The sequence below is a fragment of the Bradyrhizobium sp. Kon10 genome (genome assembly GCF_055807395.1).
In genome coordinates this window covers 203922-230286 of sequence record NZ_JBVVOZ010000008.1, presented here as the reverse complement: position 1 = coordinate 230286, position 26365 = coordinate 203922, and the positions used below count along the sequence as shown (strand labels likewise).

Here is a 26365-nt window from a genome sequence, read left to right as displayed (position 1 = left end):
AGCGTCATCCGGGACGCCTTTGCTTGAGGCAAGACTCCCGGATTGCGCTTCGCTCCATCCAGGCTACGAACCCGCGTGGCTCTCTGCCTAGAACGGATAGTAGCGGATCTGCGTCATCACGACGTTGTCGTCCGTCTTCGGCGCGCCACCGACACCGGCGAAGGCGATGCGCTGGGTGTAGGAATACTGCACGCCGGCTTTGAGCGTGCCGTAATTGCCCTGGTAGAGAGTGTGGTAGACGCCGGCGGTGACCTGACGAACCTCCTTGGTATTGCCGTTGCAGCTCGCAGCCGGCGTGTTTTCAGTGAAGCAGCCGGTGTTGTTGTAGAGCGGGTTGCCGTAGCCGAACGGCACCGTTCCGACGTTGGCGAAATTGGCCTTGGCTTTTTCCAGACCTGCATAGCTGTAGACGTCGAGGCTCGGCGTTGCGTGCCAGATCAGCCCGACCGCGGCCGCCGTGATCGACAGCGGAAGCACGGTGCCATCTTGCGCCACCGCCGCATCGGGGAACGGCGTCGCCGTGAAGCGGCCGAGCACGCCGTGGGCGCCGTAGAGCTGAAGGTCGAGGGTCTTCGGAATCAGCTCGGCAAAGACGTGCCCGCCGAAGCTGCCCGTATCGTAGCTGTGGTTGGCGGAGTTGAATCGATCGAGCAGCTGGCGGTAGAGCGCCCAGCCCTCGACATGCAGCTTGTAGGGTCCAAGCCTTGGATCCCAGGCCGCCTTGACGGTGACGTCAGGGACCTGGTTCAGACTGACATTGTTGAGATTGTTGAAGAAGCTGCCGCCCGGCCCGGTCAGATTGACCTGGAGGTTCGGGTTGAGCACGCCCTGCGGGCCAACCGCGGGCGTGCCGACCGCCGGCACGTTGCCGCCGAAGAAGGCGGTCTGCGGATTTTCGACCGAGGCGGCCAGCTTGAACTCGGGTCCGATGTCCTGCCAGACGCGAATGCCTGGTTGCCGTGCTGCGAGGAATCCCGGAACGGATTCGAAGTCGATCACGCCCGGCGCATCGACGGCACGAGGATCGATGCCGGACCTGGTCGGCGCGTTGAGCGACCAGGATTGTCCCGCGAGAAAGTGAACGCCGAGATCCGTCCGGTCGAGCTCGAGGCTGAGTTGCCGCATCCGCGGGTTGAAGGAGTTGGTGGCAACTGAGCTCGCCGTTTGCGCCGCGCCTTCGAAATCGATTTCGCCGTAGCCGGCCAGATGCGTATCAGGATCGGCGTTGCCTTCGGCGAGCACCGAGAAGCGGCTCTGGCGCGCGGAGAACCGCGTCTCGGGGACATCAAAATTGTGGCTCTGCTGGTAGGGGATGAAGTTGTAGACCGAGCCGGTATCGGAGGCGATGTTGCGGGACCGGTAGATGCCGGTGAGATCGACCCAGCCGCCGAATGTCAGCGTCACGTCCTTGTAGCAGACCTTTCCGGCCGCACATGGATCGACGGGAAGCGCCTTGTAGGTCGCCGGCAGTGGCGCGGCTTTCGATTGCGCCATTTCGACCTGACGCGTCTTGCGCGCCTCCGAATCGACGCGCTGCTGGAGTTCCTTCAGCTTGGTCTTGAGCGCCTGGATTTCGGTCGTGACATTGTCGTCGGCACGCGCCTGCCCCGAACAGGCAGCGAGAATGCTCAGCATCAGTCCGCAATTGATGATCCGCACGTGAACTTCCCTCCTCTGGAGAAGCAGGTCATGTTCGTCGCGCCTCCTCCGGCGCGTGCGTGCTTCCCTGATGTGGAGTGATGTGAATGAGGCCGTGCTTATTCGCGGCGACACGCATCTTCTGCATCACGTTTTACTGACGGTCATGTTCGGAATATTTTCGCTGCCGGGCCGATCCGCACGCGCGCGCGGATTACCGTCAGGCGCGGCGATTCGCGGAGGGCTCGAGGCCATCGTGCCGCCGACAAGAGAGAGAGAGAGAGAGAGAGAGAGAGAGAGAGAGAGAGAGATTTGCGGCGCCCCATTCCCGGCACGCGATCGCGTTGGCGCGAAGACGTCGTGACCGCGTCTCAAATACGGCACCTGTAGCCCGGATGGAGCGCAGCGCAATCCGGGACAGTATCAGCCTTGATCAAGAGCCCCGGATTGCACTGCGCTCGATCCGGGCTACGGGAGAAGCAACAGCTAATACAGCGGCGGGATCTGGCCGACCTTCACCGGGCCGAGCAGCACGGCGCCGTCGACGAATTTCAGCGGGAAGCTGCGGGCCTTCCTGCCCTCGAGCGTACTCTCGGTGCCGATCGAATTGATGCCGGCGGCAACGCCGGCATTGGCATTCTGCTTGATGACCTTGCCGAGTCCGGGAACGGCGCGGTCGAGCGCGCCGAACAAATTGTTGAGGTCCTGCGACTTCACGCCAGGTGCGACACGGTCGAGCGTCGCCTGCGGCACGCCCTCTTCCAGCATCTTGTCGATGCCGAGCGCCGGGATCACCCGCTCGAGGCCGGTTACCGTCATCTGCAATTCGCCGTCGAGTCGGCCATTGGCCGAGAGTCCAAGCATGCCGGCCGCGACCGCGATCATCTCGCCTTGCTGGATCCGCGACTGCACGATCTCGATATGGCCGCCTGCGGCCTGGATCTCGCGGAAACGCTGCGGCCACGGCTTTGGCGTGACATCGGAGAGGCCCGTGATCTTCGCACGCGTGTCCGCCTCGAACGGTTCGGCGAGCAGCGGATGCACACCCTGGATGCTGCCCTGCGCGACGTGGAGCACGGTCTCGATGACGGGATGGTCGGACGGCGATCCGTCCGCGAGGCGGCCGTGCAGTTCAACCTGCTTGGCGCGCGCGAGCGGCACCTGGACGCCGCCATCGAGCCGGTTGACGCTGGGATCGTCGAACACGAGAGAGGCGCGCTCCGGGATCGCTGGCAGGCCAATCACGCTGCTGCGGCCCTTGCTCCAGTTCACCACGAAAGTGTTTTGGCTGACGCCATCGGTCAGGGTCGCGGGCGCCGAGAACTCGGCGATGACGTGCCTGGGATCATAGACCTGGGCGACGACCAGGATGGTGTCGAGCTTGGCCGTGAACGGCGTCTTGCTCGCATTCTGCGAGACCAGCGCCACGCTGGCGCCCGAACACTGGACCTCGAAGCGGAACGGGAAGCCCGCGATCGAGCGCTTGGCGCAATCATAGATGCGGCCGGATTTGGCTTCCTGCGCGCGCCAGGCGTCCGCGGCGATCTCGGCCTGCGAGGCGGCATAGAACCAGAAGCCGCTCCAGGCGACGGCGAGGATCAGCAGGAGGACGGGAGCAATGAAGAGGCCCCAACGGGAGCGCCGGCCTGCGGCAACGGTCATATCGGACATGCGGCGACCCTTTGACCCCAGATGATGGCAAATGTAAGCGAGGTTCGGGTGCGACGAAAGGCGGAGAATTCCCTTCGCTTGCGGGCGCGGTTCTGGTAGCCGTGCCCGAAATGTCGGAAATCACCCTCCCCTCCGTCACCACCGCCAAAGGCGACCTCTGGGTGTTCGGCTACGGTTCGCTGATGTGGCGGCCGGGCTTCGCGTTCGAAGAGCGCGTCCCGGCGCGGCTGGTCGGCGAGCACCGCGCGCTCTGCGTCTATTCGTTCGTGCACCGGGGCACGCCGGAGCAGCCGGGCCTGGTGCTGGGGCTCGACCGCGGTGGCGCCTGCCGCGGCATTGCCTTCCGCGTCGCCGAGCAGAACCGCGCCGAGGTCGTCGCCTATTTGCGGGCGCGCGAGCAGGTGACGTCGGTCTATCGCGAGGTGATGCGCTCGGTGTGGCTGGAGAACGACGCGCGTGAACGCATCTCCGCCCTCGCCTATGTCGTCGACCGCGGCCATGTCCAATATGCCGGCCGGCTGTCGCTCACCGAACAGCACCGCCACGTGCTCCAGGGCCACGGCCAGTCCGGCGCCAACCGCGACTATGTCACAGCGACGGTAAAGGCGATCGAGGCCGAAGGCTTTCGCGACACGCAATTGCATCGGCTCGCGGCGATGCTGCATGGCGACGCGCATTCGCTCCACGCAGCGGCGCCGACTGACAATCGGGAAAATCGCTAGCCCCCAGAGCCCGCATAGCTCGGGGCGGAGCCGATCAATCGCTCCTGCTCCTTCCGCCCTGCTTCGACGATGCGCTCACTCGCGCCCTCGATCTCGTCGCGCACGCGCGTGATGTACTCGTCCTTCGCAAGGCCCGGCGGCAGTGGATCGAGAAATTCCACGACCAACGTTCCGGGATAGCGCATGAAGGTGCGGCGCGGCCAGAACAGGCCGGAGTTGAGTGCGACCGGAAGGCATTGCACGCCGCAAGCCGAATAGATCTGGGCAAAGCCGGTCTTGTAGTCCGGCGCCGCACCAGCCGGACGGCGTGTGCCCTCCGGGAAGATCACGAGTTGGCGGCCGCCGCGCACCGCGGCGCGCGCCCGCCGCGTCATGTCCAGCAGCGCCTTGACGCCGGCGCCGCGATCGATCGAGATCATGCCGATTTTTGCCAGGAACTGACCGAACACCGGGATGTGCATGAGCTGGCGCTTGAGGATGAAGATCGGGTGATCGAAAAACGGCATCAGCGCGAACGTTTCCCAGAACGACTGGTGCTTGGCGACCACCACCAGCGGACCCGACGGAATCTTCTCGACGCCGCGGAATTCCACCTTGATGTCGCAGATCACGCGCATCAGAAACTGCGTCGCCTTCGCCCACCATCCCGCGACCGTCAGCAGGGCGCGCGGCGGCATCGCGAAGGTCGGCAGCGCCACGATCGCGAGGCAAACCAGCACGGCGTAGAACAGCACGTTGAACACGAGCGAGCGCAGGAAAATCAGCAACATCCACAATCCGATCAATTGGCCTGTGCGGTGGCGGGCCGCTTTGGTTGCAGGCCCGCTGGCTGCTCCGACATCTCGGGCGAAAGGTCAATCCCGAAATCCTCCAGCCGGATCCTGAGCTCGGCGGCGATGTACTTGACATATTCCGACAGCAACAGCCGCAGCGTGGAGGACGAGGTCCACCACGGCTCATCGCGCCATTTGTCGCCGACCACCGCGAACGGGACCAGAACCGTCCCCGGCATCGCATGCGAGAACTCCACCAGCGCGCGCGGCATGTGATAGTTCGAGGTGACCACGATCAGCGATTTGAAGCCGCGCCCCTCGGCCCAGCGCCGCGCCTCAGCCGCGTTGCCGCGGGTCGTGAGCGCGGTGCGATCGAGATCGACGCAGCAGGTCATGAAGGACTGGTTCTCCGGCAGGGTCCGGGAGATGTCGCCTGCGGTCGAGGCCGGATGCACGCCCGAGATCAGGAGCCTCTTGCCATAGCCGGCCGCCAAGAGCTCCATCGCATCCGATACGCGCGAGGAGCCGCCGGTCAGCACCACGATGCCATCCGCCTTGCGGCCCGGCGCGATCTCGGCACCGCGCAATTGCGACAGGAACGCGAAGAAGCCCGCCGCCGCGCCGACGAAAACCAACGCGACCACCGACACGACGGCCGCGCGCAGCCAGCCGCGCGGCAGGTTCGGCGATTGATCGTCGGTCGGCGAGGTCATGCGATGTCGGTGATCCCTTCCCCGGGTGATTTTAAGATGTTTTAAGGCGAAGTGGAGTCTGGTTTTTTTGGCTCAATCGACGTCATTCAGTGTCGCGAACAGCGTCTGGCGCGAGGCGACCGCGGTGATCGCGCCGATCAGCACCGCCTGCACCGCGAGCACGACATAGCCCGACGGCCGTAGCGAAAAGGTGCCGAGCAGGGCCGCGAACTGGTCGCCGACAGGGGTACCGGAAAACCAGCCGGCGATCGACTCGGAGAAGCCGAACACCAGCATGGCGACGCCGCCGCCGATCACGCCGCCTTCGAGACCCAGCCTGAGGAAATGCCGCAGGAAACGGTTTGCGATGTAGCGGTCGCCAGCGCCGACGAAATGCAAGACCTCGACGATCGGACGGTTCGCCGCCATGGCGCCACGGGTTGCGAACGAGACCGAGATGATGGTCGCGACGATGACGAGGGCGAGGATGCCGATGCCCGCGAGCACGGTGGCGTTGGTCATCGAGCGCATCCGTTCGATCCAGGCGCGGTGATCGTCGACGCTGGCGCTTGGCGCCACCTGCGTCACATGCGCGCGCAAGGCGCCGAGATCGAGCGCCGTGCCCGGCTGCACGCGGGCAATGATCATCCGCGGGATCGGCAGGTCGTCCATCGACAGCCCGGTGCCGAGCCAGGGCTCGAGCAGCTTGCCGCTCTCCTCCTTGGTGAACGGCTTGACCTCGACGATGCCCGTTTGCGCCCGCATCGCTTCGGTGACGGCGGCGGTGTCGCGCTCGATGTCGCGTCCCGGTTGCGGGCGGATCTGGATAGTGATCTCGCTCGCGACATCCGACTGCCATTCCGCGGCAGAGGCGCTGACCAGCAGCACCGTGCCGGTCGTCATCGAGGCGAGGAAGGTCATGATGGCGACGACGGCGACCAGCGCGCGGCCGTGGATCGAGGCGCGCGGCACGATCGGCGACATGTTGCGCGCCCGCGGCGGAAGCTGCGGACGTTCCTGTCCGAGATCGACCAGCACGCCGCGCTCGTCGGTCCTATTCATAAACGTGCAACCGTCCCTGGTGCAGCACGAAGCGGCGCGCCTCGTACTGGTCCATCAGCGCGATGTCGTGGGTCGCGATGATGACGGCGGTGCCGGACTTGTTGAGTTCGATGAACAGCCGCAGCAAGCGTCGCCCGAGCGTCGGATCGACGCTGCCGGTCGGCTCGTCCGCGAGCAGCAGCTGCGGCCGCGAGATTACCGCGCGCGCGATCGCGGCGCGCTGCTTTTCGCCGCCGGACAGGATCGGCGGCAGCGCGTCCATGCGCTCGCCCAGCCCGACCCACCGCAGCAAGTCGATCACCTCCTTGCGATAGCTGGATTCGCTGCGGCCCATGACGCGGAACGGCAGCGCCACGTTCTCGTAGGTCGTCATGTGGTCGAGCAGGCGGAAATCCTGGAGCACGATGCCGATGCGCTTGCGCAAATCGGCGATCTCGTCCTTGCCAAGCTGGGAGATGTCGTGGCCGAACAGATTGACGAGGCCGCGCGTCGGCCGATGCGACAGGAACAGCAGGCGCAGCAACGAGGTCTTGCCGGCGCCGGACGGGCCAGTGAGGAACTGGAAGGAATGCGCCGGGATCTGGAAATTGAGGTCGCGCAGGATCTCCGGCCCCAGGCCGTAACGCAATCCGACATTTTCGAACCGAACCAAGCTCAGCTCCGTTCGAGGGTGGAGACGGCGCCCGCCGCGAAGTTTCGCCGCATGCGATCAACGGGTTGTGCGACCGTTATGGTTTCCGGTTCGTTAACGGTCGCCTTGTAGCATCCAGGACGCCCGGTCTTGCGCGATTGGGTCATTGCCAAGATTCTCCATGCATCAAGGCTCGTCCATGCATATCGTCTGCCCTCATTGTACGACATCCTACGCCATCAAGCTTGCGAGCCTTGGGGCCAACGGGAGGACGGTCCGTTGCTCCCGCTGCAAAGAGACCTGGATGGCGCATCCCGAGGATGCGATCGAGGAGGCGGCGGTGCCGGCCCTGGCGGCCGCGAGCCAGGCCGACGACCAGTCCGACCTCGCCGATCAGTGGAACTCCTACGCCCAGGACGACGGCGCGGCCGAGACCCCGATGGTCGAGAGCCCCTCGATCGCCAGCGACTGGCCTGCCGAGGACGCTCAGGAGACCGACGACGATTGGTCGGCAGCGCCCTCCTCCGATGAGGACGACAACATCGGCGAGCAGCACCAGTCCTGGTTCCGCAGCCTGTTCCCCCGCCGCGGCGCACGGATCAGCCGCCCGGCCGCGACCCCGGCGAGGCGCAAATCCCATGTCGGCCTGCCGACCGCCTGCGCCGCCATGGGTGCGCTGGTGCTGGCACTGGTCATATGGCGTGTCGACATGGTGCGGCTGCTGCCGCAGACGGCGGCGTTCTACAAGATGGTCGGGTTTGATGTGAACCTGCGCGGGCTGGCCTTCAAGGACGTCAAGCTTTCGAGCGAGACGGTGGATGGCAAGCAGGTGCTGGTGATCGAGGGTGTGATCGTCGGCCAGGGCAAGAAGGCGCTCGATATCCCGCGCCTGCGTTTCGCCGTACGCGATGCGCAGGGCGCCGAAATCTACGCATGGAATACGGTGCTGGAACAGACCGTGTTGCAGCCCGGCGAGCGCGCCTTCTTCAGGTCGCGCCTGGCTTCGCCGCCGCCGGAAGGCCGCAATATCGACGTTCGTTTCTTCAACCGCCGCGACATTGCCGGCGGTAGCGTATGATCCGTGCCGAGGGTGTCGCACGAGAGTTGGTTCCAAGGTTGATCTCATGCCGAAAATCTTGATCGCCGACGACGAGGATTCGATGCGCCAGCTCGTGGCGCGCGCCATCGCCATGGACGGCCACGAGATCGTCACCGCGCAGGACGGCGCCGAGGCGCTGGAGATCCTGACCCGCGAGGACGGTGCGTTCGATCTGTTGCTCACCGACATCCAGATGCCGGTGATGGACGGCATCGCGTTGGCGCTCTCGGCCGCGCGCGATTTTCCCGAGCTGACGATTTTGCTCATGACCGGATATGCCGACCAGCGCGAACGCGCTTCGAACCTCAATGCGCTGGTGCATGACGTCGTGACAAAGCCATTCTCGGTCGCCGACATCCGCACGGCGGTCGCGGACGCGCTGGCGGTGAAAAAGGGGTAGCGGGCGGCACACCCTCGGTGTCGTCCCGGCGAAGGCCGGGACCCATACCGCGTGGTCTATCTATTAGCGATCGGTCGCAGTACCGGACGACGAGTCGTCGCCAAACTGCTCCCTGGGGTTATGGGTCCCGGCCTTCGCCGGGACGACATCGGGGAGGCAGTGTGCGCAATCTCTGCGAAAATGCGCGGCTCAAAAATCCTTCAGCAGCCGCTCGATATAGTCGAGCTCGATCTGCGGGCGCGAGGGATCGCCGAGGCGGCGACGGAGTTCCTCGAGGATGCGGCGGACGCGCTGGACGTCGATCTCGCCGGGGATCTTGACCGTGTAATCATCGCCGAATTCGCGGCCGTGCAGCGGACGGCCGAGCGGGTCGGTCTGGTTGCCGCCGCTCTGCTGCCGGCCGGCGCGATTGCCGGGGCCATCGCCCTGGCCGTCGCCGTCGCCCTGCTGCATCCCCTCGGCCATCTTCTGCGCGCCTTTGCGCATCGCCTCGAGCGCCTTGCCCTGAGAGTCCACGGCGCCGTCGGCATTGCCCTCGCCGAGCTTGCTGCCGGCGTCTCCCATGGCGCCATCGGCGGCGTCGAGCCCGCCGTCGTCATCGCCCTGGTCGGCGTCCTGATCGCCGTTCTGGCCGGGCTGGCCCTGGTCGCCTTGTTGACCCTGTTGCCCCTTCTGTCCCTGCTGACCTTTCTGGCCCTTCTGGGCGAGGCCGCGCTTGGCCATTTCGTCCTGGAGCTTCTTCAGGCGGTCGCGCAGGCCCTGCTGGTCTTGCTGCAGATCCGACATCGACTGGTCGCCCGGCTGCTGCTTGCCGCGCATGCGGTCGCGCCGGGAGTCCTGGCCCTGCTTGTAGGTCTTGTCGCGCAACTGCTGCTGCTTGCGGATCATGTCGCCGAGCTCGTTGAGCGCCTGCTCCATGTCGCTCTCGCCGGACTGTCCGGGCTGCGCCATCTGAAGGCCCTCCAGCATCTGCTGGAGCTGGTCGAGCAGCTGCTTGGCCGCATCCTTGTCGCCGGAGCGCGACAGGCGCTCCATGCGGTCGATCATGTTCTGGAGATCCTGCTGGCGCAGGATCTTCGTGTTCGGATCAAGCGGCCGCGCGAGATTTTGCGCATCCTTGTTGTTGCGGAACTGCTCGGCGAGCTGGCGCATGAAATTGTCCAGCGCCGCGCGCAAATCCTGCGTGAGCTTCTTGATCTCCTCGTCGCTGGCGCCGCGCTCCAACGCCTGCTTCAGTGCGTCCTGCGCCGCGCGGAGCGCCTTCTCGACGTCGGAGATATTGCCGTCCTCGATGGTCACCGCGAGCGCCCACAGGCTCGCCACGACTTCGCGCATGGCGTCGTCGGTGCGCGCCGCCTCGAGCTGGCGCGCGACGTTGTAGAGGCCGAGATATTGGCCGGTTTCCTGGGTGAACAATTCAGGCGCGATCATCAGCGCGTCGAGCGCGGTGTAGACGTCCGAATTCCTGTTGGCGTCGAGCGCGAGGATGCGGCGCTGCTCGATCAGCGCGCGCGCCAGCGGCTTGGTGAACAGCCGCTCGGGCAGGCGCATGTTGAACGGCTCGCTCTTGGCCTCGTTGCCGGCCTCGTCCTTGGCCGTGAGCGTCAGCGTGACATCGGCGCCGGCATAGGGATCCTCGCTGAGATCCTTGACGGTCTGACCGACGCCGTTGCGGGTGCGCGCATTCGGCAGCACCAGCGGAAACTGCGGCGGCTGGAACAGTGGCCGCGCGGCGGTCTTGCTGTCGCCGTCCTTGCCGGCGTCTTTTGCGTCGCTGGAACGCGGAGCAATTTGCGCTTCGGCGCCGGTGACGCCGTAATCGTCCTCGATCTTGTAGACGAGCTGGAGCGCGCCGCGCGCCTGGCGCTCCGGATCCTTGGCGAGCGCGATCGTCGGCGGTCGGTCCAGTGTCGCCGCGAACGCCCATTGCGGCTGGCCGGAGGGCGCGCGGACACGGGCGGTGCCGTCACCGGTGATGGTAAAATGCTTCTCGTTGGTGCCCTTGGGCGTGGCTTCAGCGGGGGCAACCTCCTTGAGGCCGCCGGAGACGGCGACATCCAGGCTGCCGCCGGAGGAGCGCACGATCAGGATCGAGCCGGCGGGCACGGCGAGCGGGCCCGACGCCGGCAATGCCGCGGCTTCCTTGTTGGCCGCCGACAGGATCACCGGCGGCTTTCCGGTGTAGACCGGCGGGGTGACCCAGGCGTCGACGCGAATATTCGTGGGCGCCAGCACCCCGTTCCAGTCGAAAGCAGCGCCCAGCCGCATCGCGCGCTCGTCGCCGGCGGCGAAGAAGGTCGCGACCAGCATCACCATGACCAGCGCACGCAGCGCCCAGGGGTCGTAGATCGCGAGCCGCGGCTTGGGCAAACCGGCGCGGATACGCCTGAGCGAGGCCAAGGTGCGCTCGCGCTGGGCCTGCCACAGCGCCCGCGCAACCGGATCCTGCGAGCTCAGCGTGTCCGTCAGCGTGGTGGCGGGGCGGTGGCGGATGCCCGAGCCACGGTCGAGCCGAGCCAGCGCCTCCTCGCGGCGCGGCCAGCGAAAGCGAATCAGCGGGAAAAGGGCGGCCGCAGCGATGCCGGCGAAAACGACGAGGCCGATCGCGCGAGCAATGGAAGGGAGCGCCAGCCAGAGACCAGCCCAGGACACCACCAGAAACAGGCCGGCGACGGTCAGAACGCGCGCCAGATTCGGCCAGGCACGCTCCCATGCGATGGCATAAGTGGCCCGGTCGAGGGCCTGCGCCAGCTTCAGCCGCGACACAGCGTCGTCGTCACGGATCGGGTCTGACGGGTCGGGGATGACGCCGTTCAATCAACTCTCCAGGTTGCCCGGTGAGTGGAGCGTATCACAACGGCAGCACTGAGGCATCCGTTCCTGTACGGGACATCCCCCTTTTCCCGCATAACACGAGGACGTGACTGCTCCGGCCCAACCCCGTAGTTTCCGCGGCGCCATTCAAGGAAAACGCAACGGAAATAGAGGGAACACCATGGACAAGAAGATGCATGACAAGGGCCTGCAAGTCCGTAAAGCGGTGCTGGGAGAAGCCTATGTCAACAATGCCCTGAAGAACGTCGACGACTTCAACCGTCCGTTCCAGGAGATGCTCAACGAATATTGCTGGGGCACGGTGTGGGGCCGTGACGAGCTGCCGCGCAAGACCCGCAGCATGCTCAATATCGCGATGATCGCGATCCTGAATCGCCAGCACGAGTTTCGCGCGCATCTCAAGGGTGCGCTGACCAATGGCGTGACGCGCGACGAAATCCGCGAGATCCTGATGCAGGTCGCGATCTACGGCGGCATGCCGGCGGCGGTCGACAGCTTTCGCATCGCGCGCGAGGTGTTCGCCGAGTTCGACAAGGACTAAAGCACGGTTAGCTTCAACGCATTGCTCCGTCATTGCGAGCGAAGCGAAGCAATCCAGAATCCCTCCGCGGAAACATTCCTGGATTGCTTCGTCGCTTCGCTCCTCGCAATGACGGCGGGAGGAAAAACCACCATGGACATCGGATTCATCGGCCTCGGAAACATGGGATTCCCGATGGCGCGGCGGCTGATCGAGGCGGGCCACCGGCTCGTCGTATTCGACACGCGCAAGGAGGTCGTCGGGAAGCTGGTGGCGCGCGGCGCAAAAAGTGCAACGTCGCCGAAGGACGTCGCCGACCAGGTCGAGACGGTGATGGCGAGCCTGCCGTCGCTGCAAGCGTCGCTCGAGGTCGCAACCGGGTCGAACGGCGTGATCGAGGGGAGCCGCGCAAAACGCTTCGTCGATCTGTCAACCGTCGGCTCGCAGATGGCGTCGAAGATTCACGGCCTCCTGGCGAAGCACAACATCGTGCAGATCGACTGCCCGGTCTCCGGCGGCGTCGGCGGCGCCGAGAAGGGCACGCTGGCGGTGATGGTGTCCGGGCCGAAGGCGGAGTTCGAGCTTCTCAAGCCGGCGCTCGAAATCATCGGAAAAGTGTTCTTCATCGGCGAGAAGCCGGGCGCGGCGCAGACCATGAAGCTCGCCAACAATTTCCTGTCCGCGACCGCGATCGTGGCGACATCGGAGGCCGTGGTGATGGGCGTCAAGGCCGGACTCGATCCGGCCGTGATGATCGACGTCATCAATTCCGGCTCCGGCATGAACACCGCGAGCCGCGACAAGTTTCCGCGCTCGGTGCTGCCGCGGACCTTCGACTTCGGTTTTGCCACCGGATTGATGGTGAAGGACGTGCGGCTGGCGCTCGCGGAGATGAAGCAGCTCGGGCTGTCGATGGAGGTTGCCGACGCGGTCGGGCGTCTGTGGGAGACCGTGATCAGCGCGGAAGGCGCCGAGTCCGATTTCACCGCGGCGATCAAGCCGATCGAGAAGAAGGCGGGCGTTGTGGTTGGCGGGAAGAGCGGTGGATTGGCCGGAAAGTAGCGCGCCACACTCTCCTGGTGGTCCCGGCGAAGGCCGGGACCCATAGCCACAGGGAGGAGATTGACGAAGACTCGCGCTTGCCAGCATCGCGCCACAACCTCTGCCCGGGGTTATGGGTCCCGGCCTTCGCCGGGACGACACCGAATTAGTTGAAGCGCGGTATCGCCTTCACAGCCACGGCGCCGGCTTGTCCATCGCGATCAGCTGCTCGACCTCGACACGCGGACGCACCACCGCATACTGGTCGCCCTTCACCAGCACCTCGGATACCAGCGCCCGCGTATTGTAGGTGCCGGCCTGCACCGCGCCGTAGGCACCGGCCGTCATGATGGCGATGAGATCGCCCGGCTTCGGCGTCGGCAAAGTGCGATCGAGTGCGAGATAGTCGCCGGTCTCGCAGACCGGACCGACGACATCGGCCGTGATCGTGGCGGCGCCGTTCGCCGGCTGCGTCACCGGCAGGATGTCGTGATGCGCCTCGTACAGCGTCGGCCGGATCAAATCGTTCATGGCGGCGTCGATGATGACGAAATTCTTGCCGTCGCCATGCTTCACATAGATCACCTTGGCGACCAGAATTCCGGCATTGCCGACGATCATGCGGCCCGGCTCGAACATCAACGTGCAGCCAAGATTGTGGCTGACGCGCTTGACCATGGCGGCATAGACGTCCGGCGCCGGCGGCGCCTCGCGGTCCATGTAGTAGGGAATGCCGAGGCCGCCGCCAAAATCGACATGCGATATGTCGTGACCGTCGGCACGCAGCGTCTGCACGAACTCGGCGAGGATGCGGAACGCGGTCTCCATGCCGGAGAGATCAGTGATCTGGCTGCCGATATGCACGTCGGTGCCGGTCACCTGGATGCCCGGCAGCTTGGCGGCGCGCGCATAGACCTCGCGGGCATGCGCGATCGGGATGCCGAACTTGTTCTCGGACTTTCCGGTCGAGATCTTTGCGTGCGTGCCGGCATCGACGTCCGGGTTGACGCGGATGGAGATGCGCGCGGTCTTGCCCATCTCGGTCGCAATGCGCGACAGCAGCTCGAGCTCAGGCTCGGATTCGACGTTGAGACAGAGGATGTCGGCAGCAAGCGCGGCGCGCAGCTCGTCTTCCGTCTTGCCGACCCCGGAGAACAGGATCTTGCTTGCGGGGATGCCGGCGGCCAGCGCGCGCTTCAGTTCACCGCCCGAGACCACGTCGGCGCCGGCGCCGAGCTTGGCCAGCGTGCGCAGCACCGACTGGTTGGAGTTCGCCTTCATGGCGTAGCAAACCAGCACCTTCTCGCCGGCGAAGGCGTCGGTGAAGACACGATAGTGCCGCTCGAGCGTCGCGGTCGAATAGCAATAAAAGGGCGTGCCGACGGCTGCGGCGAGCTCGGACAGGTTCACCGCCTCGGCGTGCAGCACGCCGTTGCGGTAGTCGAAATGGTTCATGGCATTGGCTCAGTTGCCCCAGCTCATCTGCTGGGCTTGTCGTCCAGGAGCGGGTCGAGGATAAACGATTTCTTCCTGCCCTTGCTTGCCGCCGGCGCCGCGTCCACACCATAGGTGGGATTGAACAGGCTCGGCGTCTTCTGGGCTTCGGTCTCGGTGTCGGTCGGCGCTGCGATGTTGGCCGTGGACGCGTTGGAGGCGGTCGGCGGCAGGTCGAGCGGACCCTTGCGGCCGCAGCCGGCAAGCGCGAGCGCGCTCACGCTCAAGACAATAATGGCCCACCCCGAGCCGGCCGGGCGAAACTTTGACGTCACGACGAAATCCCCATTACGGAGCGCACCATACAGAGATTGGCGCGCGCTGGCGAGAGCCGGAGGACCATGAAACATAAGCGAAATTTTGCCCTCAGCCCAATTTTCGCTCTTTTTCCAGCCGCTTCACCCAAGCCTTGGCTTGGGCCGCCACGTTCTTCGGCGCGGTGCCGCCAAAGCTGGTGCGGCTCTTCACCGAGGATTCGACCGAGAGCACGCCGAGCACGTCTTTGGTGATCCTGGGCTCGATCGCCTGCATCTCTTTGAGGGGGAGCTCATGCAGAGCCACGCCGCCCTCGGCGGCCTTGGCCACGATGCGGCCGGTGACGTGGTGAGCTTCGCGGAACGGCATCTTCAGCGTCCGCACCAGCCAGTCGGCGAGATCGGTCGCGGTGGCATAGCCCTCGCCCGCCGCCGCCTTCATCTTGGCCTCGTCGGGGACGAGATCGCGGACCATCCCGGTCATGGCGCGGATCGCCAGCGACAGCGCGGCAAAGCCCTCCATCGCGCCCTGCTTGTCCTCCTGCATGTCCTTTTGATAGGCGAGCGGCAGGCCCTTCATCACGATCAGCAGGCCATTGAGCGCGCCAATGACGCGGCCGGTCTTGGCGCGCACGAGTTCGGCGGCGTCCGGGTTGCGCTTCTGCGGCATGATCGAGGAGCCGGTGGTGAACTTGTCGCTGAGCCGGATCATGCCGACCAGCGGCGAGGTCCAGATCACGATCTCTTCGGCAAAGCGCGACATGTGCACGGCACAGATCGAGGCTGCCGACAGCGTCTCCAGCACGAAGTCGCGGTCGGAGACCGCGTCAAGCGAGTTCGCCATCGGGCGGTCGAACAGAAGCGCCTTTGCGGTCGCATGGCGGTCGATCGGGAACGAGGTGCCAGCGAGCGCGGCGGCGCCGAGCGGGGATTCGTTGAGCCGCTTGCGCGCGTCCTGGAAACGGCCGCGGTCGCGCGCGGCCATCTCGACATAGGCGAGCAGATGGTGGCCGAAGGTGACGGGCTGCGCGGTCTGGAGATGCGTGAAGCCGGGCATCACGGTCGCGGCATGTTCGAGCGCCCGATTGACCAGCGCCGCCTGGAACGTGGCGAGCGCGGCATCGGTCTCGTCGAGGATGTCGCGGACATAGAGACGGAAATCGGTCGCGACCTGGTCGTTGCGGGAGCGCGCCGTGTGCAGGCGGCCGGCCGCGGGGCCGATCAGGTCCGACAGGCGGCTCTCGACATTCATGTGAATGTCCTCGAGCGCGCGCTTGAACTCGAAGCCGCCCTTGCCGATCTCTGACAAAATCGTGTCTAGACCCTTGCCGATATTTTTCGCATCACTGGCCGTGATGATGCCTTGCGCGGCAAGCATCGCGGCGTGGGCCTTGGACGCGGCAATGTCCTGGGCGTAGAGGTGACGATCGACGTCGATGGAAACGTTGATCTCTTCCATGATCTCATCGGGGCGTTCCGAGAACCGGCCGCCCCACATCTTGTTGCTCATGATCCCCTGCTCACGCCTTGCTGGTCGCCGCACGTTTGCTGGCGGAAGCCAGCCGTATTAAGAGGCCCCTGATAGCCATATCTGCGACCGGATGACAAACGATATGCTCGACCCCAACGATATGCTTGACCAGCGAAGGGCCCGGTCGGCCACGCGCCGCATCCCCCTCGTCGTCGCCACAGTGGTGGTCGGGGGGCTGGCCTCCTTCGCTGCGCTGTATGGGCTGGGCCTGAGCCGGCCCTCTGGAGGCGATCCGATCTGCCGGGCAGCGGTCGCGACAGCCCAGAAGATCGCCCCACTCGCCCGCGGCGAGGTGGCGGCGCTGACAATGGCGAGCACGCCCCTGAAGCTGCCGGACCTCGCTTTCGAGGATGCCGACGGCAAGCCGAAAAAGCTGTCCGACTTCCGCGGCAAGACCCTGCTGGTCAACCTCTGGGCCACCTGGTGCGTGCCCTGCCGCAAGGAAATGCCGGCGCTGGACCAACTCCAGGCCAAGCTGGCGGGGCCGAATTTCGAGGTGGTGGCGATCAATATCGACACCCGCGACCCCGAGAAGCCGAAAAACTTCCTCAAAGAGGCCAGCCTGACCCGGCTCGGCTATTTCAACGACCAAAAAGCCAAGGTTTTCCAAGATCTTAAGGCCATAGGCCGGGCCTTGGGCATGCCGACCTCGGTGCTGGTCGATCCGCAGGGCTGCGAGATCGCGACGATCGCGGGACCGGCGGAATGGGGGAGCGACGACGCACTCAAGCTGATCCGCGCCGCGCTGGGCCCGGCCGCAGCCGCACTTTAGGCAGTGACGTTGAGATTACCGCCGACGCCCGCGCCGACATTGGCAAGCGAGGGCTGGCCGGCGCCGAGCAGCGTCAGAACCGCGGATTTTTCCGCATCCGCATTCTGCTTCATCAGCGTCGCCGCGATATTCGACTGCAGCGCGCCCTGCTGAGAGGCCAGCATGGTGCTGACCATCGCCATCGTATCCATACGCAAACCCTCTTGCGAGCGGTAAGCTACCGGCGTGCGGTTAACGCGGCATGAATTGTCGGGAAGCGCGGTGGGGTGGGCAAAGCAAAGCGCGCTCACCGATCGTCATGGCGATGACGGAGCATGGCGGGCACGGCGCTTTGCGCCTTTGCCCCCCTGCGGCAGCGTTGCCTTACCGGGTCGGAACCGGCTTGGCGCCGCGGTAGTCGTAGAAGCCGCGCTGGGTCTTGCGGCCGAGCCAGCCTGCTTCGACGTATTTCACCAGCAGCGGGCACGGTCGGTACTTGGAGTCGGCCAAGCCCTCATGCAGCACCTGCATGATCGACAGGCAGGTATCCAGGCCGATGAAATCGGCGAGCTCGAGCGGGCCCATCGGATGGTGCGCCCCCAACTTCATCGCGGCGTCGATCGCCTCGACGTTGCCGACGCCTTCATACAGCGTGTAGATCGCCTCGTTGATCATCGGCAGCAGGATGCGGTTGACGATGAAGGCCGGAAAATCCTCGGAGACCGCGACCTGCTTGCCGAGCTTGGCGACGAATTCCTTGGACGCCTCGAAGGTCGAATCGTCGGTGGCGATGCCGCGGATCAGCTCGACCAGTTCCATCAGCGGCACCGGATTCATGAAGTGAATGCCGATGAAGCGCTCGGGCCGGTCGGTCGCGGCGGCAAGCCGCGTGATCGAGATCGAAGACGTATCGGAGGCGACGATCGCCTCCGGCTTCAACACCGCGCAGAGCTCGTGAAAGATCTTGCGCTTGACCTCTTCCTTCTCGACCGCGGTCTCGATCACGAGATCGCAGTCGGCGAGGTCGTCGAGCTTCTCGGCAAGCTTGATACGCCCGACCGCCGTGGCCTTGTCGTCTTCGGTGACCGCCTTCTTCGAGACCTGGCGTGCCAGATTGCCGTTGATGGTGGCCATGCCCGACTTGAGGCGATCGCCCGAGATGTCGTTGAGGACCACGTCGAAGCCGGCCAGCGCCGCGACATGCGCGATGCCACTGCCCATCTGCCCCGCGCCGATCACGCCGACCTTCTTGATCACTGCCGCCATAATGTCATCCACCGGAACGGCGCGCAGATCGCGCCTGCCTAATCCCCTGAGCCGGGAGGCCTGATTTTATCAGAAGCATGATTTAATCAGAATCTCGGCTCGAAACCTAGATTGGATCGCTTCCCCGGCGTGCCCCACGCCAAAGAAAACGCCGCAAAAAGAAACACCGGCCGGAGTATAGCACTCCGGCCGGTGTTTTTACTGCGTTTTTACTTGCCGAGCTTGCCGAGCGCCTCGGTGAGCTCAGGAACCGCTTGATAGAGGTCGGCGACCAGGCCGTAATCGGCGACCTGGAAGATCGGCGCGTCCTCGTCCTTGTTGATCGCGACGATGACCTTGGAATCCTTCATGCCCGCCAGATGCTGGATCGCGCCGGAAATGCCGACCGCGACGTAGAGCTCGGGAGCCACCACCTTGCCGGTCTGGCCGACCTGCCAGTCGTTTGGCGCATAGCCGGCATCGACCGCCGCGCGCGAGGCGCCGACGCCGGCGCCGAGCTTGTCGGCGAGCGGCTCGATGTACTTGGCGAAGTTCTCACGGCTCTGCATGGCGCGGCCGCCGGAGACGATGATCTTGGCCGAGGTCAGCTCGGGGCGGTCGCTCTTGGCAACTTCCTCGCCGACGAAGGACGACAGGCCCGGATCGGCCGCAGCTGCGACGGTCTCGACGGGCGCGCTGCCACCTTCGGCAGCCGCCGCGAAGGTGGAGGTGCGGACCGTGATGACCTTCTTGGCGTCCTTCGACTTCACGGTCTGGATGGCGTTGCCGGCATAGATCGGACGCTCATAGGTGTCGGGGGCGATAACCTTGGTGATCTCCGAAACCTGCATCACGTCGAGCAGGGCTGCGACACGCGGCATCACGTTCTTGAAGCGCGAGGTCGCGGGCGCGACGATCGCATCATAGCCGGGGGCCAGCGCGACGATCAGCGCGGCCAGCGGCTCGGCGAGATCGTGCGCGTAAAGCGCGCCGTCGGCGAGCAGCACCTTCTTGACGCCTGCGAGCTTGGCGGCAGCATCCGCCGCGGCCTTGGCGTTCTCACCGGCGACCAGCACCTCGACATCCGCGCCGAGCGCGGCGGCCGCGGTCAGGGCCTTGTTGGTCGCATCCTTCAGCGACGCATTGTCGTGTTCGGCAATCAGAAGCGTCGTCATCAGAGCACCCCGGCTTCGTTCTTGAGTTTCGAGACCAGCTCGGCGACGTCCTTGACCTTGACGCCGGCCTTGCGGCCCGCGGGCTCCGTGGTCTTGAGAACTTCGAGGCGCGCAGTGAGATCGACGCCGTAATCGGCGGCGGTCCTGTCCGCAATCGGCTTCTTCTTGGCCTTCATGATGTTGGGCAGCGACGCATAGCGCGGCTCGTTGAGACGCAGATCGGTGGTGACGATCGCCGGTCCCTTGAGCTTGACGGTCTGCAAGCCGCCGTCGACTTCGCGGGTGACCTTGAAGTCTGAACCTTCGACCTCGAGCTTCGAGGCAAACGTCGCCTGCGACCAGCCGAGCAGTGCGGCCAGCATTTGGCCGGTCTGGTTGCTGTCGTCGTCGATCGCCTGCTTGCCCAGGATGATCAGGCCAGGCTGCTCTTCTTCGGCGATCTTCTTCAGGATCTTGGCGACCGCGAGCGGCTCGACTGCGCCTTCCGCCTTCACCAGGATGCCGCGATCGGCGCCCATGGCGAGACCGGTGCGGATCGTCTCCGAGGCCTGCGCCGGTCCGATGGAGACCACCACGACTTCGGTGGCCTTGCCGCCTTCCTTCAGGCGCAGCGCTTCCTCGACCGCGATTTCGTCGAACGGGTTCATCGACATCTTGACGTTGGCGAGTTCAACGCCCGATCCATCGCTCTTGACGCGGACCTTGACGTTGTAATCGACCACCCGCTTTACCGGCACTAAGACCTTCATCGATCCTCTTTCACTCAATTTGGGAAGGGGGTTATCAACTGGCGCGGAACCTAAAGGCCTGATCCGGCCCGGTCAACGCGCGAAGGGGCCTAAATTTAGCCCCCTGAAATGCTGATCTCGATGGGTCAGCGATTCTGGCCCGGAACCCAGAGCACGTCGCCGGCGCCATTCTGGTTAGCCGCGCGGCTCGCCACGAACAGGAGATCCGACAGCCGATTCATATATTGGATGCCAGCCGCGCCCACCGGCTCGCCCGGCTGGGCCGCCAGTCCCACCATGACCCGTTCCGCCCTGCGGCAAATTGTACGCGCGACATGGAGGTGGGCCGCCGCCGGTGTCCCGCCCGGCAGCACGAAAGAGGTAAGCGGCGCGAGCTTGTCGTTGAGCGCGTCGATGTCGCGCTCGAGCCGCTCGACCTGGCTTGCCACAACCCGCAGCCGTTCGGCTTTGCCTTCACGCTCGGGCACCGCGAGGTCGGCGCCGAGATCAAACAGATCGTTCTGAATGCGGCCGAGCATTGCATCGAGTTCAGGCGCGTCCTTTGTGTGGAGCCGCACCACGCCGATCGCAGCGTTGGTTTCGTCGACGGTGCCATAGGCCGCGATGCGCAGATCATATTTCGGACGGCGCTCGCCGGAGCCGAGCGCCGTCGTGCCATCGTCACCGGTTTTCGTATAGATGCGGTTCAACGTGACCATCTAGTGCCCCATCGCCCAGACCGCGAGCATGGCGATGACGATCGCCACGAACTGAAGCAGCACGCGCCAACGCATCAACTTCTGCGAGGTGTTGGGCGAGCCGCCGCGCATCATGTTGACCAGACCGAGCAGCAGCACGATCGCCACGGCGCCGGCCGCCACCGGAAGGATGAACGTACTCAAAAGGGATGCCATTTGCCGTAGATAACACCGTGTTTGCGGATGCGCCATCGTCTCAACCCGGTCATTCCGGGGCGAAGCGAGGCATCGAGCCCGGAATCCCTTTCAAGACTTGCGCCGCCGCTGGATGGATTCTGGGTTGGCGCTTCGCGCGGCCCGGAATGACAAAGGGCGCTGCGTGATCTGGCTTTTAGCCCAATAATATCAGATGGTAGGGGATGCTTTCCGATTTGCGCCAATTGCCTCTCTTCTTCGCCTCTCCTCGCACCCGGGGCGAGGGACTGGCACCAGCGGGGTAGGTGGCGCGTGAAAGCAATCCGTTACATCTACGTCGTGGTGATGGATGCGTTCTACACGTTCCTGGCCGATGACGGCTGGGCGATCGCGAGCCATATCGCGCTGTCGACATTGATGGCGCTGTTTCCGTTCCTGATTGTGCTGACCTCGCTCGCCGGCTTCTTCGGTTCCAAGGAGCTCGCCGACCAGGCCGCCAGCCTGATGCTCCAGGTCTGGCCCAAGCAGGTCGCGGATTCGATCTCGGGCGAAGTGCACGATGTGCTGACCACCACGCGTTCCGGGGTGCTCACCGTCGGCGCGGTGCTGTCGGTTTACTTCGCCTCGAACGGCGTCGAGGCGCTGCGGGTTGCGCTCAACCGCGCCTACGCGGTGGTGGAGATGCGGCGCTGGTACTGGCTGCGGCTGGAATCGATCGGCTACACGCTGATCGCGGCCTTCACCGCGCTGGCGATGGCGTTTCTGATCGTGCTCGGCCCGCTGATCATCGAGGCTGCGCGGAGCCATATTCCGCTGTTCGTCGAGTCCAACGAAAGCATCCTCACCTGGCTACGCTACGGCATCACCGTGAGCGCTCTGGTGGTGGCGTTGATCATCCTGCACACCTGGCTGCCGGCGGGCCGGCGCAGCTTCCTCCAGATCCTGCCCGGCATCGTCTTCACCATTGTGGCCTCGCTGATCTCGGGCATCGTGTTCGGACAGTACCTGGCGCGCTTCGCCAACAATTACGTGACGATGTATGCGGGGCTCGCTTCGGTGATCATCGCGCTGGTGTTTCTGTACTTCATCGCCGCGATCTTCGTGTACGGCGGCGAGCTCAACGCCGCGATCATCAAATCGCGGCTTCCTCACGGCGTGTCGCTTCAAGCAGCGCAGTCGCTAATGCCCGCGGAGACACAGGCTTGACCAGGAAGGCGTCGGCGCCGGCTTCGCGCGACGCCGCCTCGTCCTCGCCGCGGCCGGAGACCCCAATGATGGGGATTTGAGCGAGCGGTGTCAGCATGTTGCGGATTTGCCTGATCGCCTCGACGCCGTCGATGCCCGGCAAGACCATGTCCATCAGTACCGCGTCGAATGCTCCCTGCGCGAGCCGGTTGACCGCGTCCTCGCCGCGCCCGATGAACTCCGCATGATGGCCGAGCTCGGTCAGGATGGTGTTGAGCACGACGCGCCCGAACGGATTGTCCTCGACGCTGAGCACGCGCAACGGCACCAGCGCATCCGTTTCGCTGGCGCCCGATTTGCGGGACTTCACCGGTCCCGCCGCATCGAGAGAGACCGTCAGCGTGAACGTGGCACCGCCGCCGCGCCGCGGTGCGACCGTGATGTCGCCGCCCATCGCGCGCGCCAGTTGCTTGACCGAGCACAGCCCCAGGCCGGCGCCGCCGAAGCGCGAGGCAATGGTGACATTGGCCTGCGTGAAGGGACGGAACAGCCGCTTGATCTCGGCCATGGTCAGGCCGATACCGCTGTCGGACACCGCGAAGGCAACGCCGACCCTGCGCTTGGTTTTGTCCTTGATCTTGTCTTTGGCCTTATCGTTGGCCTCGCCACTTCGGCTGCCATTGGCAGGTCGCCAAGGCATGGCCGAGATCGCGACGCCGCCCTGGTCGGTGAACTTCACGGCGTTGTCGATCAGGTTCTCGAGCGCCGCGCGCAGGCGGACGGAATCGCCGACCACGAGACCGGGGAGCTTTTCGGAGATATCGACTTCGGCCTGAAGGCCCTTGGCTGCGGCGCGCCCGGCGAGGGAATCACCGGTGCTGCGGGCAAGCGCCCGCAGGTCGAACAGGTCCTGCCGCAGCGAGCTTCCGCCGTTCCCGCCACCTCTCCCGGTTTTGGCGGCGTCGACAAACAGGGTGGCAAGGTTCGCCAGGTGTTCGGCGCCGGCCTTGATCGTGTCGGCCCAGCGCCGTTCCCGCTCGCCGAGATCGGAGGTCGCAAGGAGATCGCTGATCGCCAGGATCCCGGTCAGAGGGGTGCGAACCTCGTGGGCAAAGGCAGCGAGCGCCGCCTGGACCACGTCCGGTTCGGCCGGGGTGCTGCGCTTGCGCAGCTTAGCGGCCGTCCCGGATCGCTTCCGAGGCGATTGCCTGGGCGTCCGCGTGGTGCGCGCTGAGCGCGTATTCGCCGCCATAAATCCCCTTCGAAGTATCCGCTTCGAACCCCGGGCTGGTTGGCGAGCATGGCACAGCGGAATGCCCGGAGTCACGGCGGCGTTTTGCTAACCCCCAGAGAAACTTAACCTAATCCCACCAGATGGCGGATGCTTGCAGGTGTGGCTTCGGCAGCGCGCAGCTCCCGCAGGCCCGTCGAGCGGCTCGATTTCGACAGCTTCCGCCCCTCGCCGTCGCGAATCAGGGCGTGATGGCGGTAGGCGGGCTCGCCCAGGCCCAACAGGACTTGCAGCAGGCGGTGGACCGAAGTGGCATGAAACAGGTCCTGGCCCCGCACCACCTCACTGATGTCCTGGAGCGCGTCGTCCACGACTACAGATAGATGATAGCTCGTCGGGGTCTCCTTCCGGGCCAGGATCACATCGCCCCAGGCCTCGGCTCGCGCGGGAACGACGCCACGCTCGCCGCCGGGACCTTCGCCGAGTTCGTTCCAGGTCAGGCCGGCAACGCGGGCGCAGGCGGCCGCCATGTCGAGCCGCAGCGCATAAGGCGCGCCGGAGGCGATCAGCCGCGCCCGTTCACCGGGGGGCATTGATCTCGCCTCGCCGGGGTAAAGCGGCGCACCGTCGGGATCGCGCGGCCAAGGCCCCTCGGCCTCGCGCGCGGCCACGAGCCTTGCGATCTCGGCGCGGCTTTCGAAGGCGGGATAGACGAGGTCGAGTGCGGCGAGCTTTTCCAGCGCGGCGCGATAATCCGGGAGATGCTCGGACTGCCGCCGCACCGGTGCGTCCCAGGCAATGCCGAGCCAGGCGAGGTCCTGGTAGATCGCGGTCTCGAACTCGGGCCGACAGCGTGTGGCGTCGATGTCCTCGATGCGCAGCAGCAATCGCCCGCCAGTCTCGCGCGCACGGTCGGAATTCAGCAGCGCAGAATAGGCGTGGCCGAGATGCAAGAGGCCGTTCGGGCTGGGGGCAAATCGGAAAATGGGTGGCATCATGCGAAAGAACTCGTCATGGCCGGGCTTGACCGTCGCGGTTGTCATTCCGGGGCGGTCCGCAGCAACGAGCCCGGAATCTCGAGATTCCGGGCTCGGTGCTTCGCACCGCCCCGCAATGACGGAGTAAGATATTCGGTACGCGGTCAAGCCCGTGCATGATGAGTTTAGGCCACCATGACCATCCACCTCGAAACCCAATCCGACCTCGAAAACGCCATCCACACGCTGATCAAGCGCGACCCGCGCCTCAAGCCCATACTCGAGATCGCGGGCATGCCGGCATTGCGGCGGCGTGAGCCGGGCTTTGCGGGGCTTGCCCATATCGTCTGCGGGCAACAGCTCTCGACCGCGAGCGCCGCGGCGATCTGGGGGCGGCTGTCGACCGCGTTCGATCCGTTCGACCATGATGCGGTGCGCCGCGCGCGCGCCGACCGGTTGGGGCGGCTCGGGCTGTCCGCGGCCAAGATCAAGACGCTGAAGCATCTCGCGCGCGAAATCATGGCGGAGCGGCTGAATCTCGACGTGCTCGCGGAAGAAGACGCCGATGCTGCCCATCACACATTGATCGCGCTGCCTGGCATCGGACCGTGGACCGCGGACGTCTATCTTCTGTTTTGTCTCGGCCATGGCGACGCCTGGCCTGCAGGCGACCTCGCCGTGCAGGAGGGCATCCGCATCGGGCTCGGCTTGCCGGGGCGACCGACGGAAAAGCAGATGGCGCCGCTCGCCGAGCCCTGGCGGCCGCTGCGCGGTGCCGCCGCGCATCTGTGGTGGAGCTATTACCGCGCGGTGAAGAAGCGCGAAGGCGTGATCGCCGGGCAAACCTAGCCGCGCAAGCTCGCGCGATCGGTTCGGGCGCATTCTGCGACGAAATCGACGACGGCGCGCACTGCCGGCAGTTCGACGAGGTCGGGATGGGCCAACAGCCACAGGTCCGCCACGCTCGCGAGCTTCTGCGGCGCAACGCGCACCAGATCTGGATAGCTTTCCGCAACGAAGCACGACAGCGCGGAGATTCCGATCCCGGCGCGGACCGCCGCCAGCATGTCGCCCTGCGACGAGCAACGCATCACGACCGTGGCCTGACCGTGACGACGTCGCTCCAGCGCGCAAGCTGGACATTGGAGGTCTGGTCGGCGAACCCGACAACGCTGTGGCCCTTCCACTCGCCGCGCCGCTCGGGCAATGGCCGTGCGCCGGCATAGTCGCGTGAAGCATAGAATCCAGTGCCGAGACGGCCGATCTTGCGGCCGACCAGATTTTCCTCGCCGCTGTCGAAGGGGCGCAGCACCACGTCCGCCTCGCGCCGGCGTACGCTCGCCGGAAACGGATGGGTGATGATCTCGAGCTGGATGTGATCGTGCGCGCGCAGGAAGGAAGGCAGGCGCGGCATCAGCCAGTGCGAAGCCAGTGTCGCGCCGATCGACAGCTTGACCGTGCCGCGCGCCTTGTGCCCTCCCGCCGCGACTGCCGTCTCGGCCCGCAGCGCTGCCGCCGCCATCGTCTCGGCATGCTCGCGCAGCGTCCGGCCGTCCGCTGTCAGCGCCAGCCCTTCGGCGGCGCGCACCAGCAATCTGGTGCCGAGTTGAGCTTCCAGCGCTGCAATCTTGCGGCTGACGGTCGGATGGCTGGTGTGCAGCCGGCGTGCCGCCGCGGTGAAGCTGCCGGTCTCGGCCACCGCGACGAAGGTCTTGCAAAGGTCCCAATCCACCTTCCGCCTCTGTTCAAACCTGAATGGTCGGCCGTTCAATATTGAACGATCAGGGCCCGCTCGCCAACCCTTATAGTGGCGTCAA

The 26365-nt window shown here is 65.4% G+C and carries 26 protein-coding genes and 1 pseudogene; 8 read left to right on the top strand and 19 right to left on the bottom strand.

Going from position 1 to position 26365, the window contains the following annotated elements:
• Positions 1-87: 87 nt before the first annotated feature.
• Both AC0L2O_RS14685 and AC0L2O_RS14680 read right to left on the bottom strand, forming a co-directional pair.
• Complete coding sequence (locus tag AC0L2O_RS14685; protein WP_473370217.1) at positions 88-1659, bottom strand: hypothetical protein; 1572 nt, start codon at positions 1657-1659, stop codon at positions 88-90.
• Positions 1660-2124: 465 nt separating this feature from the next.
• Positions 2125-3309, bottom strand: coding sequence for a DUF2125 domain-containing protein (locus AC0L2O_RS14680; protein ID WP_473370216.1), 1185 nt, complete (start codon positions 3307-3309; stop codon positions 2125-2127).
• Between the two features lie 110 nt (positions 3310-3419).
• On the opposite strand from AC0L2O_RS14680, the gene AC0L2O_RS14675 reads away from it, so the two are divergent.
• On the top strand, positions 3420-4031 hold the full coding sequence (locus AC0L2O_RS14675; protein ID WP_473370215.1) for a gamma-glutamylcyclotransferase: 612 nt from the start codon (positions 3420-3422) through the stop codon (positions 4029-4031).
• On the opposite strand, the gene AC0L2O_RS14670 is transcribed toward AC0L2O_RS14675, so the two are convergent.
• The 4 genes from AC0L2O_RS14670 to ftsE form a co-directional block, all read right to left on the bottom strand.
• Positions 4028-4801 (bottom strand): lysophospholipid acyltransferase family protein, encoded by a 774-nt coding sequence (locus AC0L2O_RS14670; protein ID WP_473370214.1) that lies wholly within the window; start codon positions 4799-4801, stop codon positions 4028-4030. The two genes, AC0L2O_RS14675 and AC0L2O_RS14670, sit on opposite strands and share 4 nt — an antisense overlap.
• An 11-nt stretch (positions 4802-4812) precedes the next feature.
• Positions 4813-5517 (bottom strand): YdcF family protein, encoded by a 705-nt coding sequence (locus AC0L2O_RS14665; protein WP_369720780.1) that lies wholly within the window; start codon positions 5515-5517, stop codon positions 4813-4815.
• Between the two features lie 72 nt (positions 5518-5589).
• Positions 5590-6558 (bottom strand): cell division protein FtsX, encoded by a 969-nt coding sequence (locus AC0L2O_RS14660; protein ID WP_473370213.1) that lies wholly within the window; start codon positions 6556-6558, stop codon positions 5590-5592.
• The gene (gene ftsE, locus AC0L2O_RS14655) at positions 6551-7210 is read right to left on the bottom strand and encodes a cell division ATP-binding protein FtsE (protein WP_200513240.1); all 660 of its coding nucleotides are present in this window, start codon (positions 7208-7210) and stop codon (positions 6551-6553) included. The genes AC0L2O_RS14660 and ftsE overlap by 8 nt, the downstream gene beginning before the upstream one ends.
• A gap of 178 nt (positions 7211-7388) precedes the next feature.
• On the opposite strand from ftsE, the gene AC0L2O_RS14650 reads away from it, so the two are divergent.
• A complete protein-coding gene (locus tag AC0L2O_RS14650; protein WP_473370212.1) occupies positions 7389-8267 on the top strand; it encodes an MJ0042-type zinc finger domain-containing protein in 879 nt (292 codons plus the stop codon).
• Between the two features lie 46 nt (positions 8268-8313).
• Positions 8314-8688: a response regulator gene (locus AC0L2O_RS14645; protein WP_473370211.1), complete on the top strand. Its 375-nt coding sequence runs from the start codon at positions 8314-8316 to the stop codon at positions 8686-8688.
• A gap of 189 nt (positions 8689-8877) precedes the next feature.
• Here the strand turns inward: AC0L2O_RS14645 and AC0L2O_RS14640 are convergent, their stop codons facing one another.
• Complete coding sequence (locus AC0L2O_RS14640) at positions 8878-11505, bottom strand: TIGR02302 family protein (RefSeq protein WP_473370210.1); 2628 nt, start codon at positions 11503-11505, stop codon at positions 8878-8880.
• A gap of 178 nt (positions 11506-11683) precedes the next feature.
• On the opposite strand from AC0L2O_RS14640, the gene AC0L2O_RS14635 reads away from it, so the two are divergent.
• Positions 11684-12064 (top strand): carboxymuconolactone decarboxylase family protein, encoded by a 381-nt coding sequence (locus AC0L2O_RS14635; protein ID WP_473370209.1) that lies wholly within the window; start codon positions 11684-11686, stop codon positions 12062-12064.
• Between the two features lie 132 nt (positions 12065-12196).
• Complete coding sequence (locus AC0L2O_RS14630; protein WP_473370208.1) at positions 12197-13105, top strand: NAD(P)-dependent oxidoreductase; 909 nt, start codon at positions 12197-12199, stop codon at positions 13103-13105.
• Between the two features lie 168 nt (positions 13106-13273).
• On the opposite strand, the gene lysA is transcribed toward AC0L2O_RS14630, so the two are convergent.
• The 3 genes from lysA to argH form a co-directional block, all read right to left on the bottom strand.
• On the bottom strand, positions 13274-14539 hold the full coding sequence (lysA, locus tag AC0L2O_RS14625) for a diaminopimelate decarboxylase (RefSeq protein WP_473370207.1): 1266 nt from the start codon (positions 14537-14539) through the stop codon (positions 13274-13276).
• Positions 14540-14562: 23 nt separating this feature from the next.
• The gene (gene lptM / locus AC0L2O_RS14620; RefSeq protein ID WP_473370206.1) at positions 14563-14853 is read right to left on the bottom strand and encodes an LPS translocon maturation chaperone LptM; all 291 of its coding nucleotides are present in this window, start codon (positions 14851-14853) and stop codon (positions 14563-14565) included.
• 91 nt (positions 14854-14944) lie between these two features.
• Positions 14945-16342 carry an argininosuccinate lyase gene (gene argH, locus AC0L2O_RS14615; protein WP_473370205.1) on the bottom strand — a complete coding sequence of 466 codons (1398 nt, stop codon included), beginning with the start codon at positions 16340-16342 and terminating at the stop codon, positions 14945-14947.
• Positions 16343-16445: 103 nt separating this feature from the next.
• Here argH and tlpA point away from each other — a divergent pair, with 103 nt between their 5' ends.
• A complete protein-coding gene (gene tlpA, locus AC0L2O_RS14610; protein WP_473370204.1) occupies positions 16446-17135 on the top strand; it encodes a thiol:disulfide interchange protein TlpA in 690 nt (229 codons plus the stop codon).
• Here the strand turns inward: tlpA and AC0L2O_RS14605 are convergent.
• From AC0L2O_RS14605 to AC0L2O_RS14580, 6 genes are all read right to left on the bottom strand, one after another.
• The gene (locus AC0L2O_RS14605; protein WP_409191699.1) at positions 17132-17326 is read right to left on the bottom strand and encodes a hypothetical protein; all 195 of its coding nucleotides are present in this window, start codon (positions 17324-17326) and stop codon (positions 17132-17134) included. The two genes, tlpA and AC0L2O_RS14605, sit on opposite strands and share 4 nt — an antisense overlap.
• 172 nt (positions 17327-17498) lie before the next feature.
• On the bottom strand, positions 17499-18380 hold the full coding sequence (locus tag AC0L2O_RS14600; RefSeq protein WP_409191698.1) for a 3-hydroxybutyryl-CoA dehydrogenase: 882 nt from the start codon (positions 18378-18380) through the stop codon (positions 17499-17501).
• 209 nt (positions 18381-18589) lie between these two features.
• A complete protein-coding gene (locus tag AC0L2O_RS14595; protein ID WP_369720772.1) occupies positions 18590-19534 on the bottom strand; it encodes an electron transfer flavoprotein subunit alpha/FixB family protein in 945 nt (314 codons plus the stop codon).
• Positions 19534-20283, bottom strand: coding sequence for an electron transfer flavoprotein subunit beta/FixA family protein (locus AC0L2O_RS14590; RefSeq protein WP_409191696.1), 750 nt, complete (start codon positions 20281-20283; stop codon positions 19534-19536). Before AC0L2O_RS14590 ends, AC0L2O_RS14595 begins: the two co-directional genes overlap by 1 nt.
• 125 nt (positions 20284-20408) lie before the next feature.
• Positions 20409-20981 (bottom strand): cob(I)yrinic acid a,c-diamide adenosyltransferase, encoded by a 573-nt coding sequence (locus tag AC0L2O_RS14585; protein WP_473370203.1) that lies wholly within the window; start codon positions 20979-20981, stop codon positions 20409-20411.
• Positions 20982-21176: a twin transmembrane helix small protein gene (locus AC0L2O_RS14580; protein ID WP_369720769.1), complete on the bottom strand. Its 195-nt coding sequence runs from the start codon at positions 21174-21176 to the stop codon at positions 20982-20984.
• Positions 21177-21467: 291 nt separating this feature from the next.
• On the opposite strand from AC0L2O_RS14580, the gene AC0L2O_RS14575 reads away from it, so the two are divergent.
• Complete coding sequence (locus AC0L2O_RS14575) at positions 21468-22361, top strand: YihY/virulence factor BrkB family protein (protein ID WP_369720768.1); 894 nt, start codon at positions 21468-21470, stop codon at positions 22359-22361.
• Here the strand turns inward: AC0L2O_RS14575 and AC0L2O_RS14570 are convergent.
• Both AC0L2O_RS14570 and gluQRS read right to left on the bottom strand, forming a co-directional pair.
• Positions 22288-23592: an ATP-binding protein gene (locus AC0L2O_RS14570; protein WP_473370202.1), complete on the bottom strand. Its 1305-nt coding sequence runs from the start codon at positions 23590-23592 to the stop codon at positions 22288-22290. The genes AC0L2O_RS14575 and AC0L2O_RS14570 overlap by 74 nt on opposite strands.
• Before the next feature lie 104 nt (positions 23593-23696).
• Positions 23697-24566: a tRNA glutamyl-Q(34) synthetase GluQRS gene (gene gluQRS / locus AC0L2O_RS14565; protein WP_473370225.1), complete on the bottom strand. Its 870-nt coding sequence runs from the start codon at positions 24564-24566 to the stop codon at positions 23697-23699.
• A gap of 177 nt (positions 24567-24743) precedes the next feature.
• On the opposite strand from gluQRS, the gene AC0L2O_RS14560 reads away from it, so the two are divergent.
• On the top strand, positions 24744-25397 hold the full coding sequence (locus AC0L2O_RS14560; RefSeq protein ID WP_409191694.1) for a DNA-3-methyladenine glycosylase family protein: 654 nt from the start codon (positions 24744-24746) through the stop codon (positions 25395-25397).
• Here AC0L2O_RS14560 and AC0L2O_RS14555 read toward each other — a convergent pair.
• Positions 25394-26280, bottom strand: a pseudogene (locus tag AC0L2O_RS14555) (LysR family transcriptional regulator). The gene AC0L2O_RS14560 and the pseudogene AC0L2O_RS14555 sit on opposite strands and share 4 nt — an antisense overlap.
• Between the last annotated feature and the right edge of the window lie 85 nt (positions 26281-26365).

What these genes read in the sequence shown, in the direction of transcription:
- AC0L2O_RS14585 (WP_473370203.1), bottom strand. Translation starts at nt 20,981, where the DNA reads ATGGTCACGTTGAACCGCATCTATACGAAAACCGGTGACGATGGCACG.
- AC0L2O_RS14645 (WP_473370211.1), top strand. Translation starts at nt 8,314, where the DNA reads ATGCCGAAAATCTTGATCGCCGACGACGAGGATTCGATGCGCCAGCTC.
- AC0L2O_RS14665 (WP_369720780.1), bottom strand. Translation starts at nt 5,517, where the DNA reads ATGACCTCGCCGACCGACGATCAATCGCCGAACCTGCCGCGCGGCTGG.
- AC0L2O_RS14560 (WP_409191694.1), top strand. Translation starts at nt 24,744, where the DNA reads ATGACCATCCACCTCGAAACCCAATCCGACCTCGAAAACGCCATCCAC.
- AC0L2O_RS14670 (WP_473370214.1), bottom strand. Translation starts at nt 4,801, where the DNA reads ATGTTGCTGATTTTCCTGCGCTCGCTCGTGTTCAACGTGCTGTTCTAC.
- AC0L2O_RS14570 (WP_473370202.1), bottom strand. Translation starts at nt 23,592, where the DNA reads ATGGCGGCGAATACGCGCTCAGCGCGCACCACGCGGACGCCCAGGCAA.
- tlpA (WP_473370204.1), top strand. Translation starts at nt 16,446, where the DNA reads ATGCTCGACCCCAACGATATGCTTGACCAGCGAAGGGCCCGGTCGGCC.
- AC0L2O_RS14590 (WP_409191696.1), bottom strand. Translation starts at nt 20,283, where the DNA reads ATGAAGGTCTTAGTGCCGGTAAAGCGGGTGGTCGATTACAACGTCAAG.
- AC0L2O_RS14660 (WP_473370213.1), bottom strand. Translation starts at nt 6,558, where the DNA reads ATGAATAGGACCGACGAGCGCGGCGTGCTGGTCGATCTCGGACAGGAA.
- AC0L2O_RS14675 (WP_473370215.1), top strand. Translation starts at nt 3,420, where the DNA reads ATGTCGGAAATCACCCTCCCCTCCGTCACCACCGCCAAAGGCGACCTC.
- AC0L2O_RS14580 (WP_369720769.1), bottom strand. Translation starts at nt 21,176, where the DNA reads ATGGCATCCCTTTTGAGTACGTTCATCCTTCCGGTGGCGGCCGGCGCC.
- gluQRS (WP_473370225.1), bottom strand. Translation starts at nt 24,566, where the DNA reads ATGCCACCCATTTTCCGATTTGCCCCCAGCCCGAACGGCCTCTTGCAT.
- AC0L2O_RS14635 (WP_473370209.1), top strand. Translation starts at nt 11,684, where the DNA reads ATGGACAAGAAGATGCATGACAAGGGCCTGCAAGTCCGTAAAGCGGTG.
- argH (WP_473370205.1), bottom strand. Translation starts at nt 16,342, where the DNA reads ATGAGCAACAAGATGTGGGGCGGCCGGTTCTCGGAACGCCCCGATGAG.
- AC0L2O_RS14630 (WP_473370208.1), top strand. Translation starts at nt 12,197, where the DNA reads ATGGACATCGGATTCATCGGCCTCGGAAACATGGGATTCCCGATGGCG.
- AC0L2O_RS14600 (WP_409191698.1), bottom strand. Translation starts at nt 18,380, where the DNA reads ATGGCGGCAGTGATCAAGAAGGTCGGCGTGATCGGCGCGGGGCAGATG.
- AC0L2O_RS14595 (WP_369720772.1), bottom strand. Translation starts at nt 19,534, where the DNA reads ATGACGACGCTTCTGATTGCCGAACACGACAATGCGTCGCTGAAGGAT.
- AC0L2O_RS14680 (WP_473370216.1), bottom strand. Translation starts at nt 3,309, where the DNA reads ATGTCCGATATGACCGTTGCCGCAGGCCGGCGCTCCCGTTGGGGCCTC.
- AC0L2O_RS14605 (WP_409191699.1), bottom strand. Translation starts at nt 17,326, where the DNA reads ATGGATACGATGGCGATGGTCAGCACCATGCTGGCCTCTCAGCAGGGC.
- AC0L2O_RS14650 (WP_473370212.1), top strand. Translation starts at nt 7,389, where the DNA reads ATGCATATCGTCTGCCCTCATTGTACGACATCCTACGCCATCAAGCTT.
- lysA (WP_473370207.1), bottom strand. Translation starts at nt 14,539, where the DNA reads ATGAACCATTTCGACTACCGCAACGGCGTGCTGCACGCCGAGGCGGTG.